Source organism: Mesobacillus sp. (assembly GCF_047739415.1).
GTDB lineage: Bacteria > Bacillota > Bacilli > Bacillales > Cytobacillaceae > Mesobacillus.
The window spans coordinates 1-19,101 of record NZ_JBIQOE010000076.1; the positions used below are offsets into that span (position 1 = coordinate 1).

The following is a 19,101-nucleotide window of genomic DNA, read 5'->3' on the forward strand; positions in this document are numbered from 1 at the left end:
GCCCCATACACAAGGACTACAAGAACAATCAGCCTGGTCAGCATATAAATGCCAGATGAACTGAATGACATCACCTTATAGGCAGTCAACTTTGCAAGACGGAACTTGCGGTTATTCTTCGTGAATCTCTCAATCTCAAAATCTTCATTTGTAAAAGACTGGACCACCCGGACTCCCGACACACTGTCCTCAACCCTGGCATTCACATCGGCAATATCTGTGTACATGTTTTTCCATGCCGCGTTCATCTTCAGGTTGGAATAGGTAATTAGCCAAATCAAAAACGGCACGATGATCATCATAGTCAATGCCAGATTTACGTTGATTGTCAGCATAATCCAGAACGCGCCGACAAAGGTCATCACCGCAATGAATAAATCCTCCGGCCCGTGGTGTGCCAGCTCGCCCAAATCAAAAAGATCATTGGTGATGCGGCTCATGATGTGCCCTGTTTTCGTATTATCGAAAAAGCGGAACGATTGCTTCTGTACATGCTGGAACAGCTGCTGCCTCATGTCTGTCTCGATATTGATTCCCAGCTTATGGCCCCAGTAATTGACGATGAATTGAAGCAATGTGCTGATAACATACAACAGCAGCAACCCAACGCTTACACTGACGATCATATTCCAGTTCCCGCCAGGCAATAAGGTATCAATAAACCATTGCACGGCGAGCGGAAAAGCAAGCTCCAGCAAGGCAACAATTACCGCGCTGCTGAAGTCAATGATGAATAACCGCCGATGAGGGCGGTAGTAAGTAAAGAATCTTCGTATCATTTTCCTATCTCCTTAAATATCTTCAAGTGATTATATGCCAAGGAGTGACACTATTTCAATAATTTTGAAAAAATAAACTCAGAGGATATTTATTCAATATAGGGTTATTTTTACTAAATATTGGACAGTTTATAGAAGAATCGAACTGCGGTTGAGGTGAATACATAATTGATTTCAAGAAAACACTTTCTGTTTAATGTGATAATCATTGCCGTTCCATGGCTGTCATTATTATTCATTGGCAAAAGAAACTTCAAGCGTTTCTCTTTTGCTGGTATTTTTATTATTGGGTTTGAGATTATCAACCATTTGTATGGTCACAAAAGGCAGTGGTGGAAGTTTTACAATAAACGAAAGTCATTCCTCAGGGATGAACTTCCATTCAGCATTGGACCATATATGCCGCTATCGATGTGGCTGCTGAAGTACTCGTTTGGGAATTTCAAAAAGTTCATTACGCTTAATGCGATTGCCGACGCGATTTTTGCCTTCTTTTTCATCGATGTGCTCAAAAAGCTAAAAATCATCAGATTGAATAAGCTAAGTCATCTTCAGTTCTTTTTCTACCTGCATTACAAAGCCTACTTACTGTATGGGGTACAATACCTGTTCGAGAAGATGCGAGGCTATAGGTTATATATGTAAAAAACGCTCCGGGGCTCTATGCCCGGAGCGTTCGTTTTATTAAGAAGGAATTAGGACTCCTTCAAGTTCTCGATTGATTTCTTTTGAGCGGTTCGCAGCATGATTGACTGCCTGGGAGATGGCCGTTCCGCCATTGTACTTCCTTAACGCATTCAAACCTGATGCTGTCGTTCCATTTGGAGAGGTCACATTTTTCCTGAGGACCTCTGGAGTTTCGTCTTTTTCGATGATCATTTTTGCCGCACCAAGGATTGTCTGGGCAATAATTTCACGAGCCATTTTTTCGTCCATGCCGTTTTCCCTGCCGACACGCTCCATATGCTCCATCAAGTAGTAAAAATAAGCTGGGCCGCTTCCGGCAAGGCCTGTGAAGATATCCATCTGCTCTTCTTCAATCAGGAACACTTTGCCCATACTGCTTAAAAGCTCTTTTATATCCTCGATGTTTTCGTCCGTTGTGTGCAACCCTGGTGAAATAGCAGTGGCTGATTCCTGAATCATGCTTGATGTGTTCGGCATGACGCGGACAACCTGCTGGCCATCTTTAAGGTTATCTTCCATGAATCCTGTTGAAATACCTGCCAGAACGGACACAACCACCTGGCCAGGGACTAATTTATCCTTCAAAGCCTCAAGAGCTCCCGCTGCTCCTTTTGGCTTCATCGCTAAAATAAACATATCGATATCTTCATAAGGCAATTCAGCCTGGGGCATCGCATTGATTCCATATCTGGATTCCAATCGCTCCAGTTTCGCAACGTTGCTCTTGTTCGTAACATAAACATTTCCCGCGCGCATTTTACCTGACTTGACTACACCTGAAATCATTGCTTCCGCCATTGATCCGGCACCTAAAAAAGCTACTTTTTTATGTTTTAACAACCGCATTCACCTCATAAAAGTATATTTCCGTTCACATTTTATCAACGTTACCTATAGTAACATCCTCAGATTGAGATTCAAGGATATCAGGCCAATTCGGGAGCATACTGGCGAGATAGTGAATGAAAGCGGAAACATTCTGTTTATAAGGAACATTTTATGGAGTAAACCATCGTTAATGACATGAGAATGGATATTACGGCCGAATACGGGAAGTGAAATTTTCCTTAATGATGTAAGGATAGAGAACAGCTAAAAACAGAAAAAACATCTCATTGGGAATGCTTGAAAGGAAAAATATCTGGATCAGGATGCCAAAGTAAGCCAGATAGAGGTATGGGGCATTTCTGTAAATCTTACCTGTCTGCAGCTTAGCAAAGATAAAAGCCAGCATGACCAGGAATAAGGAAATGCCGATCACTCCTGATTCGGCTAACACTTCCAGGAAGGTATTATGCACGTACTTAAGTTTGCCTGTATCTCTCAGATAATAGTCTGAAAAGTTGAAGACACCGATTCCGACCAGTGGACTGCCAAGGAAATACTGCAGCGCTTTATCCCATATCTCAAACCGGCCGCTGCCACCGTCATTTCCAATTCCAGTCATTCTGTCTGTGATCATTCCAAATATGTTGAAATTCGTGAAGCGAGAAACAATGAATCCTACAGCAATAGAGATGCTGAAGGTTTTCAAGAGTGTCCATATTTTTACCCGCTTGATAAAAATGTACATCACAACGATGAACAGCATGGCAGCGAGTCCTCCACGCGAAAAGGTCAGCACATTGCATACGGCAGCCAACAACAGACCATATCGATTATTACGGGTTTGCAGGTTAGTTAAGTAATAGGCAAAAAAAAGTGTATTGTGAAGGATATAAAAATTCGGGTCATCGAGAAGGCCGATCAGCCGTGGATAATCCCGGTCCAGGAGCACCCCATGCATACGGATGTCTTCATCTCCTCCGGACGAGAGCTGGAAACCCAGCTGTTTCAGCCCGTAAAAGTACAGAAGCAGACTCAAGCCATTGAATAGCAGTCCTGCATTTGCAACAGCCTTTTCGATAACCTTAGTCGGAAAGCCAGCTATTAACGATTTCATTAATAGATAGCAGCAGATGACAAGAATGAAGCCGAGGATGATCCGCAGGCTGCTTGCCGGGAATAAGGAAAACACTCCTGTAAAAGCATAGTACAGATAAAACAAATACATAGTCGCTTCATGTTCAGTTGTTTTTTCAAAAACGACTTCCCGGAGATGAAAGAGATAATACCCAAACAGCAGCAGCATATACGGCTGCAATGAAAACCCGACATCAATGCTGTATTTCCCCAGATGGATCAATATGAAAAGTCCCATAAGGACGAGATATTTCCGATTTTGTTTCAAGAGACATCCCTCCTCTTTTTCAAAGAAAGGATCAATTTTCTCAGCTCCTGATCCAGCATGCAGAGCAGACAGATGGAAACAAAGCTAGCGAAAGACGCTAAGTACGGATTGCCTGGCAGTAAAAAATCGATGCCGTAGAAGCACACTGCAAAAAAAACAATATAAATCGCAGCCCTTTTGGCGATGGCCCAGCGATCCGGGTTCATTGCCAGAAACCCAAGGACGGAAATGATTTCGATCAAGACTGCAGCATAGACGGCCCCCATGACCGCAAATTCTCCGCTTAAAAGGTAATAGAGAAACAGCGCTGCCACAACAATGGCAAACTGGACTGCCGTTCGCCTCGTCTGGAGATTTTTCGTCGTCAGTCCGTCGGCAAAAGCGATACTGATGCTCTGGAAAAATAAAATCAGTCCGGCAATTTTCAACGGTTCTGCCGCTGCCTCCCATTTTGCGCCGAAAAGTAGGGAAACCATTTCATTCGACAAAAAGAAAACCGGGATGGTCATAAGCATGCCGATGAGCCCCATTATTTTTGCCTGGAGAATGTTCAGCCTCAAGTGTTCCTGCTGTTCACCATGGTGGAAATGGTGGAAGAGCACCGGGTAAAACGCTCCCGCGATGACACCTGGAATCTGATAGAGTGCCGATGGAATCCGGTATGCCACTGCAAAGATCCCCACTTCAGTCATTGTGATCGTTTTTTCAAGGACGAGCGGACCCAATTGCGGCAGGAGCATAATCAGCAAACCGCTCAGCACAAAGGACCAGATATTTTTCAGAAGAGATCTCTTAAAAGGAGTCTGGAGGTCAAGCTTGACCTGTCTTCCCACCAGATACAGGCCGTAAAAACCAGCGATTAGATAGGAAAGCCCAAACAAAAAGGCGATGATGAGCACATGAAGCGATAACAACATGCCGATTGGAATGAAGATCACCAGCACCAGCGAAGAACAAATGCGAATATAACCTAAATACTCCATCTTCTCTTTCAGCTGGAAGTACGTGACCCCAATACTTTGCAGCGCAAGTCCGGCAACCATTGGAATGACCAGGGAAAGCATGATCCCTTTCAACTGTGGCTGGTCATATGAAAAATGGATGATGGCATACGAAGCCAAAAATGTCGCAGCAAGAAGGATGGCCCGCAATTTTATATAGGAAACAACAATGGCTGCAACATCCGCATTCTGTTTGGACCCCTCCCTCAGCACAGTATTGCTCAGGCCTGCGTCGGTAAAATACCCCATGACCATCGCAAATGCCAGTGCCACGCTGAACATTCCATAATTCTCAGTGTTTAAATAGTTAACCAGTACAATCAGCACCACCGTATTGATCCCTCTGGAAAGGGCTGTGCTGTAAAACAGATGAAAGACATTTTTTCCGATACCGTTTTTGCCAGCCTTGCTCATAACCTTCCCCACTTTTATTCCGACCTAGTACTTATTCCTATCGCCCTTGCTGGTGCGCACCCTGGTGAATTCCTTCGCTGATGAATTCTTTCCGGCGTTATCAAAATAATCCTTCAGCAGCGCTATTCCAAGTCCAGCAAAAAGGCCAACCACGGCAGCGATCACCATCGATACAACCATATTCGGAAAAATCTTTTCCGGCTTTGTCTGATTGCCCTTTCCTTCGAGGATATGGACAACATCGACCTCGGTGACTTCCTTGAATTCAACGGCAGACGATTCAGCAATCTCATTTGCGATTTCCCTCGCCAGGTCCGGACTCTTATCGTGGACCGCCAAAGTCACGACCAAAGAGTTTTTATTATTTGAAATGAATAAGTGATCCTGGACCTCCTTGACTGTACGCTTCAGCTCTAGTTTTGAAATGACAGGCTCAAGTACTGCCGAGCTTTCAACCAAATCTATATACGTTTGAATTAGCTGTTCATTTGTAATTGGGTCTACATATGAAGAGGAAGTATTGATGTTTCCAATTAAAATTTGCTTTTTATACTGGTGGACAGGATTTAAGACAAACTGCAGCAATATCAAAGCCAGAAGAACGACGCTAAAAAACGCAGCAGCGATCAGCTTCACTCTCCGCCTCAGCACCCCTAAAAGTTCTATGATTGACAAACACACTTCCCCCTTCCACGTTCATATGACTGTATTATTTATATCGATTTTCACGAAAAAGGTTCCTTTTTACTGCCCGGGCATCCAGCGATTGTTACCAAATTCCCATGTCGAGCATAAACTATTTTTCGAGATATCTTTTTTAAAATGAGGATGAATACAATGAATCTATTATTTATAACAGACTTCCTGGATACGGGGGGTGCCGAGAGATATTTTGTTAAGTGCGAGAATTTGATTCCTGACGAAAAGCTGCAGATTTATACCGCTGCCAGGAAAGGCTCATTTGTCCAATACTTAAGCAATCCAGCCAATTTTACGGCCATTAGCGGCAACCCCATTACGAACCTTTTCATTTTGTTCTGGCTAATTGTGAAAAAAGACATTTCAGCCATCCATGCCAACAGCCTGAGAATGCTGTTCCACGCCCTTCTTTTAAAATGCTGCTTTCCTCGGATAAAGCTGATTTATACGAAGCATAATGTGACACTGCTGGATCATTATTTTCCGTCCTTGCTTGTGGTTCTTTTAAAATACTTTGTGGAAAGAACGATCACTGTTTATCGTGCCCAGGCAGATGAACTGGCCATAATAGGTGTCCCTGCGTCAAAAATAAAGACCATTTATAACGGAGTGGATCTGCAGCAGTTCCAGTATGTGAACAGCAGGCATGATCGAGGCAAAAAAACAGTCGGAATACTAGGTAGGATCTCTCCGGAAAAGAATATTCCCTTCTTCCTGGATATCGCCGAAAAGATGGATGAAGGAAGCTATGAATTCGTTATTGCCGGGGATGGGCCGGACCGTGGGAAAATACAGCAAAGAATCAAGCAGTCTGGACTGGAGGACAGAGTCCGTATGCTCGGGGATATCAGCAACCCGGATGCTTTCCTGGCATCAATTGATGTCTTTGTCCTGACTTCCTTTCGGGAGGCTTTCCCAATGAGCATCCTCGAGGCATTCGCGGTTGGCACTCCGGTAGTGACAATCGATGTCGGGGGAATCAGCGAAGCAGTTGTCGATGAGAAAACAGGAATCCTTATTAAGACGCATTCAGCGGATCAATTCGCCTCAAAGATTACCGAGCTATTGATGGATAAAGAGAAGGCAGAACGGCTTCGGGCAACTGCAAGAAGAGCAGCTGAATCCAAATTCAATCTCCAGACGATGATCCATGAAACAAAGCAAGTGTACCTGGAAGTACTCGAGGAGAGGAGGATGTAAATGGGAACAAGTAAAATTTCGGTCATCATTCCCGTATACAATGAAGAAAAGTATATATCAGAAGTGATCGAGAGCATGAATTACCAATCCTGGGATGGCCTGGTTGAAATCCTCGTCGTCGATGGGAATTCAACCGACAGGACGAGGGATATTATTCTTAAGCTAGCGAAAAACTTAAAGGCCAACCGGGAAATTAGGCTGCTGACAAACCCGCAAAGGTCGATTCCCCGATCGCTGAATCTGGCATGTGGAGCTGCTTCTGCAGAGACCATCGTCCGGATTGACGGTCATACAAAGGCGCCAGAAAATTACATCTCCGAAGCGGTTAGGACCCTGGAATCTATTGACTTTAACGGCATAGCCGGCGGAAGGCTCAGGATTTCTCCAAGCTCAGACACGATAGTATCCACTGCCATCTCCACAGCGGTCTGCCATCCATTCGGCATTGGCAATGCCTCCTACCGTACGTATCAGGGAAATGAAATCGTGGAGACCGATACGGTACCCTTTGGCGCTTTTACAAAGGAAACATGGGAACTCTTAGGTGGATATGACGAAGAACTTTTGGGCGATGAGGATTATGATTTCTGTCTCAGAGCCCGGGCAAAAGGATTGAAGATCCTCTTGAATCCAGCGATTATCCTTGAATATTACGCGCGTCCAGCCTACATCGATTTATGGCAGCAATACTATCGCTATGGATACTGGACAACCAGGACTTTATCGAAGCACAAAAAAGTCCCTGCCATACGCAAATGCATCCCTCTCCTATTCACCGCAACTCTAGTATTCTTTTCTGTCTTTATACCAACCCTATTATTCCTCCAACTAATCATGTATCTGGCAGCCGCAGCTTTTTTTGCTTTTAAAACAAGCAGGCCCGTCAAGAAACCGAAAATCCTGTTCAGCCTTTGCCTTCTGCTCTCTTTCCCAATCCTTCATTTTTCCTATGGATTCGGCAACATCTTCGGCATAGCAAGCTTGATCATTAAAAAAAGGAGATGATGTTATGAAAGTATTGGTAACAGGTGGTGCCGGATTCATCGGCTCGACAATAGCAGAGGAATTGCTCAAAGCCAGCCATGAGGTGTTCATCGTTGATAATCTCTCCACTGGAAAAAGAGAGTATGTGCCATCCCGCACTGCTTTCTTCCCGGTAGACCTGCTGGATAGCGCAGATCTGTCTGTCGTTTTCAAGCTTGTACGTCCCGATGTGGTAATCCACCAGGCAGCCCAGGTCAGTGTCCCAAAATCGCTGGTGGATCCGCGGACTGACGCTGATATTAATATTACCGGCACCCTTTCGCTTCTGAAATTTTGTGAACAATATAAGACAGGGAAAATCATCTTTGCATCATCGGCAGCTGTATATGGGAACCCTCAATACCTTGGAGTGGATGAAAAACATCCGTTGCAGCCAGAATCGTTTTACGGACTTTCAAAATTAACCGCGGAGCATTATATCCGATTGTTTTCCACTCTTTACGGGATTGATTATAGTATTCTCCGTTACGCTAATGTATTTGGCCCCAAACAGGACCCTCGCGGGGAGGGCGGTGTCATTTCGATCTTCATGGACCGCCTTAAACAGCGAAAGCCGCTTTCCATCTACGGTGATGGCGAGCAAACCCGTGATTTTATTTATGTAAAAGATCTCGCCGCCGCCAATCTCGCGGCATTGACAGCCGGAAGCAAAGCCACGTTCAATATTGGGACCAATACTAAAACCTCTCTTAACTCGTTGGTTAGACACTTAGAGAAGGTATCAAATACAAGATTGGTTGTTTCATATGAAGCGTCCAGGCCAGGTGACATTCTCCACAGCCAGCTGGACAATACACAAGCAAAACAAGAATTGAATTGGACTCCGCAATACACTCTGGAACAAAGTTTGGCAGAGACATATAAATTTTATAATCCATAAAAATAGCCCCTAATCAAGGGGCTACTTCTTTTCGAATCTTATTTTCGAACATTCCCAAATCTCTTTGAAGTCGTTCCGGCCAGCCAGCTTCGCGACGATCACATAAGCTGTTCGAAGCATGATTTGCAAATCGTAAATAAAAGAAATATTTTCTGTGTAATAAAGATCAATTGCCAGTTTCATAGGCATGACGCCTTCAATATATTTTTCATCGGTATTATCCCCTGTCAACAAAGACTCTCCGGATGTGTAATAATAAAGGCTCCCTGGGCTCGTTAATCCCGGCAAAACATCAAGGGTTCGTAACTGCTCTTCCGTATAGTTCCTTTCCACAATGACAGGATCCTCCGGCCTGGGACCAACGATCGACATATCTCCCTTCAGGACATTCAATAGCTGCGGCAATTCATCCACCTTCGCTTTTCGAAGCAATGAACCGAAGAAGAAAATTCTTGGGTCATCAACGCTGGTGATCAGTCTTTTTTCCGCCTGAAGGACATGCATCGTCCTGAATTTATACATGATAAATGGTCCTCCTCCCAGCCCTATTCTTTTGGCTTTGTAAAGCACAGGACCGGGGCTTGTTAATTTTATCCCTGCCGCAGCAAGGATAAAAACGGGGAATAACAGAGCCAGGGCAACAATAGATACAGTGAGATCAAGAATCCTTTTATGCAGGCTGCTTCACCTTCTCACTTTTTATACTGGTCTACTAGATTTAAGACCTGTTGTATGACATACTCCGTCTGCTTTTCAGTCATCCCCGGAAATAAAGGGAGCGAGATGACTCCTTCATATGCCTTTAATGTGTGGTGATAGTCGGCAATCTTGTAACCTAATTTCTTATAAAACGGATGGATTGGAATCGGAATAAAATGCACACTCGTGCCTATTCCCGCTTCCTTTAGCTTCTCTATGAATTCATCCCGGCCAATTTTGAGGGTGTCACCCTTCAATCTGATAGGATACAAATGCCATGCGTGCCGATGCTTCGGATCATCATGCGGTACCTGCAGCTGCTCAACCTCCGAGAAAGAAGTCTGGTATTGATGTGCTACCTTTCTTCTCAAAGTCTGCATTTCTTCTAATTTACCAAGCTGGACGATACCGAGTGATGCCTGAATATCTGTCATATTGTATTTGTAACCCGGACTTTCAATCTCGTAAAACCACGTTCCTTTATCAGAATAGCGGTTCCAGGCATTCTTGCTCATTCCATGCAGGCTCAAGACTTGGAGTTCATTCATCAGCTCCTCATCATCTGACGTGATCATTCCGCCCTCTCCTGTACATAAGTTCTTCGTGGCGTAAAAGCTGAAACAGGTTATATCGCCTATGCTTCCGACTAAGCGATCATGATATTTTGTATAGACTGCATGGGCAGCATCCTCGATCACCTTAACATTATGGCGCCTGGCAATATCCATGATCATACCCATTTCACACGGAAAACCCGCAAAATGAACCGGTATGATTGCTTTTGTTTTTGGAGTTATTGCTTTTTCAATTTCTTGGGGATCAATGTTCATCGTCAGTGGATCAATGTCGACAAGTACGGGCTCTGCTCCACAATGGAGAATCGTATTCACTGTTGCCGCAAAAGTATAAGGCGTGGTGATGACCTGGTCTCCTTCGCCAATGCCGAGGACTTTTTGGGCGAGGTGCAGTCCCGCCGTACAGGAATTCAGGCCAAGAGCATGTTTGCTTCCTACATACTGGGCAAACTTTCCCTCGAAATTTTTCGTCCTCTGGCCTTTTGTCAGCCAATTTGACTGAATTGCCGAGGTAACCTCATCTATTTCCTCCTGGCCAATATAAGGGGTATAAAAGGGAACTTTCACAACAAGCCTCCTTTCTTTGGTTGTGAGTGGTGTGATGGCAGGAAACTTACTGTGGAATAGGGTGCGGCTCTTATTTGTTTGGTTGATAGGTTGGAACAATCGATTTAAGAACTGGCAACAGAATGTCTGAATCCCCTTTTTCCTGTTCTGCCAGGTCCTCGAGCTTTATCAATTTACTAAAAAAGTCAGGATCGCTGACCGAGACATTCTTTGCCCTGAATATTAAATGGTGCTCTGTATCCTGTATCTCTTCTTCAGTTGTCAGTAATTCTTCATACAATTTTTCCCCCGGACGGATTCCGGTGTACTTCAGTTCTATATCGATTCCCGGCTCGAGTCCAGATAGGGAGATCAATGTCTCTGCCAAATGCTTGATTTTTACTGGCTCACCCATATCGAGAAGGAAAAGCTCCCCTCCCTTCACAAAGGCGCCAGCCTGGATGACGAGCTGGACGGCTTCAGGGATGGTCATGAAATACCTGACCATGTCCGGATGTGTCAGCGTGACAGGACCACCTTCCTGGATTTGTTTTTTGAACAATGGCACCACGCTGCCACGGCTTCCTAATACATTTCCAAATCGCACAATACAAAAATTAGTATCACTTTTTTCATCCATTGCCTGAATGACCATTTCAGCCGCTCTTTTCGTAGCTCCCATGATACTCGTCGGCCTTACCGCTTTGTCTGTTGAAATCTGTACAAACCGTTCAGTTCCGCTGGCGTCTGCTGCTTCCGCTAAATTCCTTGTACCGATAACATTATTCTTGATCGCTTCAAGCGGATTATCTTCCATAATTGGAACATGTTTATGCGCGGCCGCATGGAAGACAATTTGCGGTTTATATTTTCCGAAGATGCTGTTCACTCTTTTTCTATCCTGGATATCGCCAATCAGCCCAGTTAGAACGAGATCGGAATTCTTCTTCATTAGTTCACTCTTAATTTGGTAAATGCTATTTTCTCCGTGGCCTAGCATAATCAATTCCTTCAATTTGAACCTTGTAAGCTGGCGGCATAACTCCGACCCGATCGAGCCGCCTGCACCAGTGACCAGTACTGTCTTGGATTCAAGGTATTCAGAAATCCCTTGCAGATCAAGAATACTAGGATCCCTGCCCAGTAGATCCTCAACCTCCACATCCCTGATCTTGTTAACGGATACTTTTCCGTCAATAATATCGCTGACACGAGGCAGGATTTTCACATTGCATTTTGTCTTCTTGCAAATGTTCACGACCTCTGCTATTTCCCTCTTGGAAGCAGAAGGCATCGCGATGACGATTGTATGGACTTGGTAGCGCTCAGCAGCTAGAGGGATATCTTCCCTGCCACCCACAATCGGAATACCAAAAATCCTCATTCTCTGCTTCGAGGCATTGTCATCAATCATTGCTACCGGAAGCAACGTTTTCCGATAGTTTTTAAGCTCTTTTGCAACGAGCATCCCCGCATCACCGGCGCCAACAATCAGTGCCCTTTCCCTTTCTAGGTTAATGGGGTATTTCGACTCCTGTCTATACCTGAAAATAAAGCGGGATGTGAAAATACCAGTTAAGATAAATAACCAGAAAAGCAAGTAAATTGCAGGAGAAATATGGCGTACGACCTGAAGACTTTCAAGAAGGAACTGGACTAAAAAAGAGGTAATCACCGCAAGAGAAACAGCCTTAAATACAAGCATCGCTTCGATAATGCTGGCATACTTCCACAGCCTGTGATAAACCTTATACAAAACAAAGGCTAGCAGGCATACTGGAAGAACAATCATCAAGCTTTGAAACATACTGTAACCATCAAAATGAGTCGTTTTCCCTTCCATTAGAATATAAAAGCTCATCACTACGGAAAGGGAAATAATGACCATGTCACTTATCATAAACATCAAACGGTTTCTTCGTTTACGCATCTTTTTACCCTCTTCTATAAAATCATTTTTCTTAACCCTCCTACAATTTACCGTTCACTTCCTTTTTTCAAGGAGTATCTTCCTATACACATTAGGATATTGACCTATGCGCCCATTTGCTACTGTAATCTGATAATTAATTGATTTATTTCGATTCTTTTCTTTGATAACCCAACGGGACTCCCGACCTACCATCCATCGACAAAATGAATACCAAGGCTATCAATTCAATCCCCGTATATGACTCCTTCTGCTCATAGCCACTGGGTCTTGCAGTAGTTAAACCATGTATGTAAGCTGGCTGATCACAGTTTCTGGGGACATTTCAGAGTTTTTTTATCTATAAAAAACACCTTCCCTACTCCGGGAAGGCATTCTACATATCAATTTGATTCTTCTTTTTTCTCCCAAACAAGAGAAAATGTCGTTCCATTAGTGTTACTTTCTTTTAAAATCAGATTTGCCCTCAGGGAACGAGCGAGCATTTTGCTGAAAGGCAGGCCGAGTCCGAGGCCCCTGACTTTGAGCTTTTTCTTCTCACCCCGAAAGAAGCGCTCAAACACCAGCGCCTGCTCTGCTTCTGGAATCCCTGAACCTGTATCTTTTACATCAATTCTTCCGTCTGAAAGAATGAGGGATATAGTACCACCATGGCCGATAGCCTGATAGGAGTTATTCAATAGGTTTATCAAGATTTGCTGCAATCGCAATGGATCAGTCATAGCATGTATGGTGTCGTCAGGCGTCATGACCTTTAAGTCAACGTGTTCATTTTGCGTGACCTGCCACTGCCTCCCGATATCCTCAACGATTTTGTTCATATCACAATTCTCTGTACGGATCGTGAAGGCACCTGCTGCCAGTGAATTGAAGTCCAGCAAATCAGAAATCATTGTTTGCAATCTCTGGATTTCCTTCAGCGTGATGTCCAGGAATTCCTGGCGCTCCTCCCCTGTTACGACTCCGTCCCGTACAGCCTGGACGAGCCCGCTGATCGAGGTCACAGGAGTTTTTAAATCATGCGTCACACCAGCCAGCAGCTCGGCACGCATTTGCTCAAGCTGGGTCAATCGGCTGCTCATTTCTTTAAAAGAAGTAACTAGTTCATATATTTCAAGTTCCTTTGGGTTGGAATCAAGCTTGATGTCATAATCCCCCTCACGCACCTGTGTCGCTGCCCGCGCTACATCCTGGATCGGTTTGAGGATTCTTTTGGTGAGAAGATAAATAACTACCCATCCAAGCAAGCCAAGTCCCAGCAATAAAATGAATAACAAACGGTATTCCTGGTCGACGTCAGTCAAATCACTAGCGTTTTGCATCACTACAATCCAGCCGGCCTGAAGCTGATCGATGGTGATTGGTGCCTTAACAGCATAGATATCTGTTCCATTTTCAGTGAGTTTCTTAATTGAATCCTCACTTGCAATTACCTCTATAGGCACATTTTTTGATATATGGCGTGGACCGCCTCCACCATGCATCGGACCCGTATTCAGAACATTTCCTTCCATATCGGTAATGAAAAGCAGTGGCTGATTTTCCATTTCGAAGAATCTTGTCCGGTCTTCCATTCTACGGTCAAAACCGCCTAAATTATTGGACTGTTCGACCCGGTCGGCAGTTTCAACCGCCATATACTCCATTAACTTCAATCGGTTTTCCAGCGTCGTTTCCTTGATCCACCACACCGATCCCGCACCGAGCAAGAGAAGCCCGACAACCAGAGTCAGAAGATATCTGGTTGTCCAATATCTCAACAATGTCACGTGCTTTTTATTTTTCGTAAACACTGAACTGATACCCCAATCCTCTTAATGTCGTGATCTCTCCCTGTGACGCGGGCCACTTCGCCAGGGAATGGCGGATTCTTTTTATCGATAGGTCCACTGCGCGGTCGCTACCGTCGTAATCCATCCCCCATACATGTTCGATTAAATCTTCCCTTGTGAAGGTCCGGTTTGGCCTCTCCGCCAGGAAAATCAGCAAACTGAGGTCTTTTGGCGTCAACACCACTTTTTCGCCATTGACTGTAACGACATGCGAATCCATGTTGATTTTCAGACTGCCAAACTGTTTCATGTTTTCCGTTTCAAGAACTTGGGAAGAACGGCGAAGAACGGCATTTACCCTGGCAACCACTTCTTCACCAATAAAAGGCTTGGAAATATAATCATCTGCTCCCTGGTTCAGCCCTTTCAAACGATAATCAATGTCCCCAAGGGCAGTCAGCATGATGACCGGACAGGAGCTGATTTTGCGAATTTCCTTTAGAACATCCCAGCCGTCCATTTCCGGAAGCATCACATCCAGCAGAACAAGATTGGGCTGGTGCTGAGCAAATAGATCGAGCCCTTCCTTTCCGTCTAAGACCTGTACGACCTCATAGCCTTCATGCTTCAGGTAGACGGCCAACACTCTTGAGATCGTTTGTTCATCTTCTACGATTAAAATGGTCTTCATAATCGCCTCTCCCATCCTACTAGAACGCTTTCACTCTGGAGCCCGTCATTCCGGTCCATTTTCTACTCCTTATTTTACAAGAAAAATCCCCCGCTAGATACCGGGGGATCAAGTATATTATTTAACATTAAAAGCCTTGTCCACCGCCGTTATGGTGCATGCCGCCACGGCCGCCTTCACCACTAAAACCGCCATGTCCCATACCGCCTTTGCCGCCTCCATGTCCAAAACCACTGCCTTTTCCGAAGCCTTCACCATTTCCAAAGCCATTGCCCATTCCGAAACCTCCGCCATTCCCAAAGCCCATTCCATGTCGCCCGAATCCGTCTTCGAACAACACCTCAAGCTTGTCAGCATCTTTATCTCTAATCTCTTCCATAAGGTTGCGGGTATCTTTATCTGCAGTGGATATTCCAAGTTCCTTCGCCAGGTTCACGACTTTCTTTTCCTGTACTTCCTGGGCGATTTCGCCGATTGTTTTCCCGTCAATCGTGATGTTCAGCTCTTTTGCGTCTGCTTTTACTTTGGCAGACTGGACCTCTTGCGCGATTTCGCGGATATCCTTGCCGTCTACTGTAATTCCATACTCCTTAGCCTCTTGGTTTATATAAGCAGTATGAACTTCCTGCTGCAGTGTCTGCAGGTCTTTACCCTCAGTGGAGACACCGAGCTCTTTGGCTTTTTTATTCAAGTTCGCTGTGCGGATCTCTTCCATTATAGTCTGAGCATCTTTGTTGTCTGTTGAGACGCCAAGATCTTTCGCCTTATCCTTAAGGTTCTCTAAACGGATAGCATCATGAAGTGCTGCCGCATCCTTCCCATCGGTCGAGATTCCCAAATCCTTGGCTCTCTCCTTAAGTTTGGCCAATTGGACTTCCTCAGCCAGCGTTGCGACATCTTTGCCGTCTGTCTTGATTCCCAGTTCTTTTGCTTCATTTTTAAGTGTAGCTTCACGAATTTCACCCATTAAGGTTTGAGCATCTTTACCTGATGTACTGATTCCAAGTTCTTTTGCCCTTTCGATCAGTGCCTCTGAGTTACCTCCGTAAAATCCCTTATGGCCAAACCCTTTACCGAAAAAACTTTTAACAGTGGCGGCAGCTGAGCTCGTCGTACTGTCATCATTAGCCAGAGAAGTAGTTGCATACCCTCCAAGCAATAATGCGCCTGCAATCGTGAATCCAATAACTGATTTCTTTTTCATATCTGACATCCTCCTAAAAACCATTCTTTTTTTTTAGGTTCAAGATGGACATGAACCTTATACTCATAATTTACCGTGTGAATATGTCAGCAAAATGTCAGATGAGAAAAAAAACGAAAAAAAATTAGATAAGCTTTAGTTGGACAAAATAGCCGGGTTTCACCCTATATCATTGATTTCTTGAAAATCTTTTATGTCCGGGAAATGTCAAATCGAAAGGAAAATAAGGAAACCCGGAAATACTCCGGGTTCGACCTGTTACTTCAACTGTACTTTCTCGTCGCCAACCTTGATAAACCATTTTCCTGCAGCAAAACTTTCCTTCGACACTTCAAACACTTTTGTATCTGTAACGGTAATTCCAGGATTTAAGTCGCTTGCAATCTTGGCATTGTCGACATTAGTCTCAATTGCGTAGTTGGAAGATGCGTCAATATCGGCGTCAAACTCTGTTCCTTCTTCATCTACCAGACGGACATTAGGATAATCAAACATCCCCACCGGCTTCTTTGAAGTGTTCTTGATTTTGTATTGGATTGCAACAAACGTACCGCCTTCTGATACCTCTTTGTTGATGAATTCATTGCCAACCTGGTCTTTTTCTTCAAACTTTGTAACAGTGATTTCAACTTTGTCTGCTTGAATAACTTCTCCCACCTTATATACTGTTTCTTCTTTTACCGGTGCAGATGCTGTTGTAGCAGAGCTATCTTCTGTACTCGACCCTTCTCCTCCTCCAAGAGCTGAACCGATGATTCCCGCCAAAATCAATATACCAATGAAACTTAAAATTTTATGTCGCCCGAAAAAGCTGCGCTGGTCTTTCCCGCAGTGAGGGCATTTATTCACACCTTTGGCAATTTCTTTTCCGCAAGTCTTGCAGGTTCCTAAATTATTGCTTGACATGACTATTCCTCCTGGATCATAATTTCTACTTCATTCTTTTTTCCATAATGGATTCTGAAACCATCTCATACATGTTTTCAATGCCTTTTTCTGAGGCTTCGAATTTAAAGGAATTCTCAACATTGATTCCGAGGCTGTCGGCTTCCTTGGCGACATCGATATTCGCACCCATGAAGATGAATTCCCAGTTGTACCTTTCCTGCTGGTGCTGGATCAATTCCTTCACTTTTCCATATGTGAATTCACTGCTCGCATTCTCCATGCCATCTGTCGTGATTACGAAGATGACCTTGCCTGGCTTGCGGTCTTCCATTGTTTTCGCCAGACGGTAGCCAACATCGAGTATCGTCTTTCCCACGGCATCCAAAAGGGCTGTCGTCCCGCGGACATAGTACTCATCTTCTGTCAGCTTCGCCCCCCTCGCATCAATGCCGTTCCAAAGCACTTCATATTCATCATCAAAAAGCACCGTTGTCAGTATTGTTTCGCCTGCAAGTTGGGACTGTTTTTTCACGAAAGCATTGAAGCCGCCAACAGTGTCGCTCTCGAGCCCTGCCATTGAGCCGCTCCGGTCCAGCAAAAAAATGATTTCCGTTAAATTGTTATTCATCACTATCATCCTCCTAGGTTGAATCTGATATAATCATAACTAGATTCATCCATATATTGGTCGCCTGTTAAGCGACATTTTAAGGAGGCTGACCCCATGCTGGATAAAAAGATATTGGCAGATTTACAGGAGTATATCGATCAGAATATGACGATCATCCTATATGAAAAGTCTGCTGCACCACTAGAGGACTTTGTCCTGGAGAGTATTTCTCCATTAGAGTTAGAAACGTTCATCGCGCAGAAACGGAAGCCGACATTGCAAAAAGTACTGTTTGATTTTATCGATAAAAAGGGAGCCGCTTCTGACGCTGAAATTTATAAAAAAGCGGGAATAGACCGCAGGCATTTTTCAAAGATCCGCTCCAACCCTGAATACAGGCCAAGCAAGAATACCGTTATCGCACTTGCTCTGGCGCTTGAATTGAACAAAAAAGAAACCGACAAGCTGTTAAGCTCTGCCGGCTACTCTTTGTCTGACAGTGAAACATCTGACCTTGTGATTCAGTTTTGCATTGAAAGAAATATATATGAAATCCATCAGGTCAATTATGCATTGGATTATTTTAGCCAGAAGCCTTTGGGTGGCGTACTATAAAAACAGCCTGGAGGAAATTGAACCTCCAGGCTTTGTTTTTTTTAATGAATGCTAGTTCCGCGCTCAAAATGGTTCATGCAAGTCAGCTCGATAATATAATCGTAGTTTGCAATAGCCCTCTGAAGCTCCGATTTTTCATCTATAGACAGGTTTGGATTCTGCATTTTATTCGCCAACTGCATCTGCAATGCTTCTAATTGAGATTTGACTTCTTGATAGTTCATGTCCAACACCCTTCCTTGAAATGAAACCGCTTTCTTATATCTCCATTATACTCTCCACACACTTTAGGGTATCAGTGAAAATATTGTGATTTTGTGAAACCTTCTATCGAATTATACTTTTACACATAATTGTCAATTGGGTACATCCCTTTGTAAAAATTCCCTTACATTTCAAATTCCTGGTCGCATATTTCTGCATTTCAAGTATAATGAATACCATTCAGTTTATGCATATGATGATTCTTTCCGAGAATCCTATATATAAGAGGGATAAGAACAAAAAGCGCAAGCGCCTCGTTCAGCCCCGACAAGCGCTGGAGGGCCGACCGGTGAAGTCGTTCTTTGACTTCATTGTGCGGACCGAAGCGTCTCGAGGGGCTAGGCGCTGGAGCTGGATTAAGAAAACTTCATGA

Annotated in this window: 19 protein-coding genes; 5 read left to right on the plus strand and 14 right to left on the minus strand. The window is 44.1% G+C overall.

The window, feature by feature from the left end; all coding sequences use genetic code 11:
- On the minus strand, positions 1–779 hold a 779-nt coding region (locus ACH0QE_RS06600), incomplete at its 3' end, for an ABC transporter ATP-binding protein (RefSeq protein ID WP_415799902.1).
- Between the two features lie 168 nt (positions 780–947).
- On the opposite strand from ACH0QE_RS06600, the gene ACH0QE_RS06605 reads away from it, so the two are divergent.
- Positions 948–1,424, plus strand: a complete 477-nt coding sequence (locus tag ACH0QE_RS06605; RefSeq protein ID WP_415799903.1) for a hypothetical protein — start codon at positions 948–950, stop codon at positions 1,422–1,424.
- A gap of 39 nt (positions 1,425–1,463) precedes the next feature.
- Here the strand turns inward: ACH0QE_RS06605 and proC are convergent, their stop codons facing one another.
- From proC to ACH0QE_RS06625, 4 genes are all read right to left on the minus strand, one after another.
- On the minus strand, positions 1,464–2,312 hold the full coding sequence (proC, locus tag ACH0QE_RS06610) for a pyrroline-5-carboxylate reductase (protein ID WP_415799904.1): 849 nt from the start codon (positions 2,310–2,312) through the stop codon (positions 1,464–1,466).
- Between the two features lie 190 nt (positions 2,313–2,502).
- Complete coding sequence (locus ACH0QE_RS06615; RefSeq protein ID WP_415799905.1) at positions 2,503–3,696, minus strand: O-antigen ligase family protein; 1,194 nt, start codon at positions 3,694–3,696, stop codon at positions 2,503–2,505.
- Positions 3,693–5,111, minus strand: a complete 1,419-nt coding sequence (locus tag ACH0QE_RS06620; RefSeq protein ID WP_415799906.1) for an oligosaccharide flippase family protein — start codon at positions 5,109–5,111, stop codon at positions 3,693–3,695. The genes ACH0QE_RS06615 and ACH0QE_RS06620 overlap by 4 nt, the downstream gene beginning before the upstream one ends.
- 24 nt (positions 5,112–5,135) lie before the next feature.
- The gene (locus tag ACH0QE_RS06625; protein WP_415799907.1) at positions 5,136–5,786 is read right to left on the minus strand and encodes a YveK family protein; all 651 of its coding nucleotides are present in this window, start codon (positions 5,784–5,786) and stop codon (positions 5,136–5,138) included.
- A gap of 162 nt (positions 5,787–5,948) precedes the next feature.
- On the opposite strand from ACH0QE_RS06625, the gene ACH0QE_RS06630 reads away from it, so the two are divergent.
- The 3 genes from ACH0QE_RS06630 to ACH0QE_RS06640 are packed head-to-tail and all read left to right on the plus strand — an operon-like array spanning position 5,949 to position 8,934.
- Positions 5,949–7,010, plus strand: coding sequence for a glycosyltransferase family 4 protein (locus ACH0QE_RS06630; RefSeq protein ID WP_415799908.1), 1,062 nt, complete (start codon positions 5,949–5,951; stop codon positions 7,008–7,010).
- Positions 7,011–8,015 carry a glycosyltransferase family 2 protein gene (locus ACH0QE_RS06635; protein WP_415799910.1) on the plus strand — a complete coding sequence of 335 codons (1,005 nt, stop codon included), beginning with the start codon at positions 7,011–7,013 and terminating at the stop codon, positions 8,013–8,015.
- A gap of 4 nt (positions 8,016–8,019) precedes the next feature.
- The gene (locus ACH0QE_RS06640; RefSeq protein WP_415799911.1) at positions 8,020–8,934 is read left to right on the plus strand and encodes an NAD-dependent epimerase/dehydratase family protein; all 915 of its coding nucleotides are present in this window, start codon (positions 8,020–8,022) and stop codon (positions 8,932–8,934) included.
- 21 nt (positions 8,935–8,955) lie between these two features.
- On the opposite strand, the gene ACH0QE_RS06645 is transcribed toward ACH0QE_RS06640, so the two are convergent.
- The 8 genes from ACH0QE_RS06645 to ACH0QE_RS06680 form a co-directional block, all read right to left on the minus strand.
- On the minus strand, positions 8,956–9,612 hold the full coding sequence (locus tag ACH0QE_RS06645) for a sugar transferase (protein WP_415799922.1): 657 nt from the start codon (positions 9,610–9,612) through the stop codon (positions 8,956–8,958).
- Between the two features lie 14 nt (positions 9,613–9,626).
- Positions 9,627–10,775 carry a DegT/DnrJ/EryC1/StrS family aminotransferase gene (locus ACH0QE_RS06650; protein ID WP_415799912.1) on the minus strand — a complete coding sequence of 383 codons (1,149 nt, stop codon included), beginning with the start codon at positions 10,773–10,775 and terminating at the stop codon, positions 9,627–9,629.
- Positions 10,776–10,845: 70 nt separating this feature from the next.
- Positions 10,846–12,684 carry a polysaccharide biosynthesis protein gene (locus ACH0QE_RS06655; RefSeq protein ID WP_415799913.1) on the minus strand — a complete coding sequence of 613 codons (1,839 nt, stop codon included), beginning with the start codon at positions 12,682–12,684 and terminating at the stop codon, positions 10,846–10,848.
- A 383-nt stretch (positions 12,685–13,067) separates the two neighbouring features.
- Complete coding sequence (locus ACH0QE_RS06660; protein WP_415799914.1) at positions 13,068–14,477, minus strand: HAMP domain-containing sensor histidine kinase; 1,410 nt, start codon at positions 14,475–14,477, stop codon at positions 13,068–13,070.
- A complete protein-coding gene (locus ACH0QE_RS06665; RefSeq protein ID WP_415799915.1) occupies positions 14,461–15,147 on the minus strand; it encodes a response regulator transcription factor in 687 nt (228 codons plus the stop codon). Before ACH0QE_RS06665 ends, ACH0QE_RS06660 begins: the two co-directional genes overlap by 17 nt.
- A 127-nt stretch (positions 15,148–15,274) precedes the next feature.
- Complete coding sequence (locus tag ACH0QE_RS06670; RefSeq protein ID WP_415799916.1) at positions 15,275–16,351, minus strand: hypothetical protein; 1,077 nt, start codon at positions 16,349–16,351, stop codon at positions 15,275–15,277.
- Positions 16,352–16,609: 258 nt separating this feature from the next.
- Entirely contained in the window at positions 16,610–17,257 is a 648-nt protein-coding gene (locus ACH0QE_RS06675; protein ID WP_415799918.1) for a DUF4352 domain-containing protein, read from the minus strand.
- Positions 17,258–17,282: 25 nt separating this feature from the next.
- Positions 17,283–17,867 carry a vWA domain-containing protein gene (locus ACH0QE_RS06680; protein WP_415799919.1) on the minus strand — a complete coding sequence of 195 codons (585 nt, stop codon included), beginning with the start codon at positions 17,865–17,867 and terminating at the stop codon, positions 17,283–17,285.
- A gap of 96 nt (positions 17,868–17,963) precedes the next feature.
- Here ACH0QE_RS06680 and ACH0QE_RS06685 point away from each other — a divergent pair, with 96 nt between their 5' ends.
- The gene (locus tag ACH0QE_RS06685; protein WP_415799920.1) at positions 17,964–18,464 is read left to right on the plus strand and encodes a hypothetical protein; all 501 of its coding nucleotides are present in this window, start codon (positions 17,964–17,966) and stop codon (positions 18,462–18,464) included.
- 41 nt (positions 18,465–18,505) lie between these two features.
- Here the strand turns inward: ACH0QE_RS06685 and ACH0QE_RS06690 are convergent, their stop codons facing one another.
- A complete protein-coding gene (locus ACH0QE_RS06690; RefSeq protein WP_415799921.1) occupies positions 18,506–18,688 on the minus strand; it encodes a DUF3896 family protein in 183 nt (60 codons plus the stop codon).
- Positions 18,689–19,101 lie beyond the last annotated feature (413 nt).

Excerpts from the sequence above, each read along its gene's own strand:
- proC (WP_415799904.1), bottom strand. The coding sequence starts at position 2,312 with ATGCGGTTGTTAAAACATAAAAAAGTAGCTTTTTTAGGTGCCGGATCA.
- ACH0QE_RS06620 (WP_415799906.1), bottom strand. The coding sequence starts at position 5,111 with ATGAGCAAGGCTGGCAAAAACGGTATCGGAAAAAATGTCTTTCATCTG.
- ACH0QE_RS06630 (WP_415799908.1), top strand. The coding sequence starts at position 5,949 with ATGAATCTATTATTTATAACAGACTTCCTGGATACGGGGGGTGCCGAG.
- ACH0QE_RS06635 (WP_415799910.1), top strand. The coding sequence starts at position 7,011 with ATGGGAACAAGTAAAATTTCGGTCATCATTCCCGTATACAATGAAGAA.
- ACH0QE_RS06640 (WP_415799911.1), top strand. The coding sequence starts at position 8,020 with ATGAAAGTATTGGTAACAGGTGGTGCCGGATTCATCGGCTCGACAATA.
- ACH0QE_RS06655 (WP_415799913.1), bottom strand. The coding sequence starts at position 12,684 with ATGCGTAAACGAAGAAACCGTTTGATGTTTATGATAAGTGACATGGTC.
- ACH0QE_RS06665 (WP_415799915.1), bottom strand. The coding sequence starts at position 15,147 with ATGAAGACCATTTTAATCGTAGAAGATGAACAAACGATCTCAAGAGTG.
- ACH0QE_RS06670 (WP_415799916.1), bottom strand. The coding sequence starts at position 16,351 with ATGAAAAAGAAATCAGTTATTGGATTCACGATTGCAGGCGCATTATTG.
- ACH0QE_RS06675 (WP_415799918.1), bottom strand. The coding sequence starts at position 17,257 with ATGTCAAGCAATAATTTAGGAACCTGCAAGACTTGCGGAAAAGAAATT.
- ACH0QE_RS06680 (WP_415799919.1), bottom strand. The coding sequence starts at position 17,867 with ATGAATAACAATTTAACGGAAATCATTTTTTTGCTGGACCGGAGCGGC.
- ACH0QE_RS06685 (WP_415799920.1), top strand. The coding sequence starts at position 17,964 with ATGCTGGATAAAAAGATATTGGCAGATTTACAGGAGTATATCGATCAG.
- ACH0QE_RS06690 (WP_415799921.1), bottom strand. The coding sequence starts at position 18,688 with ATGAACTATCAAGAAGTCAAATCTCAATTAGAAGCATTGCAGATGCAG.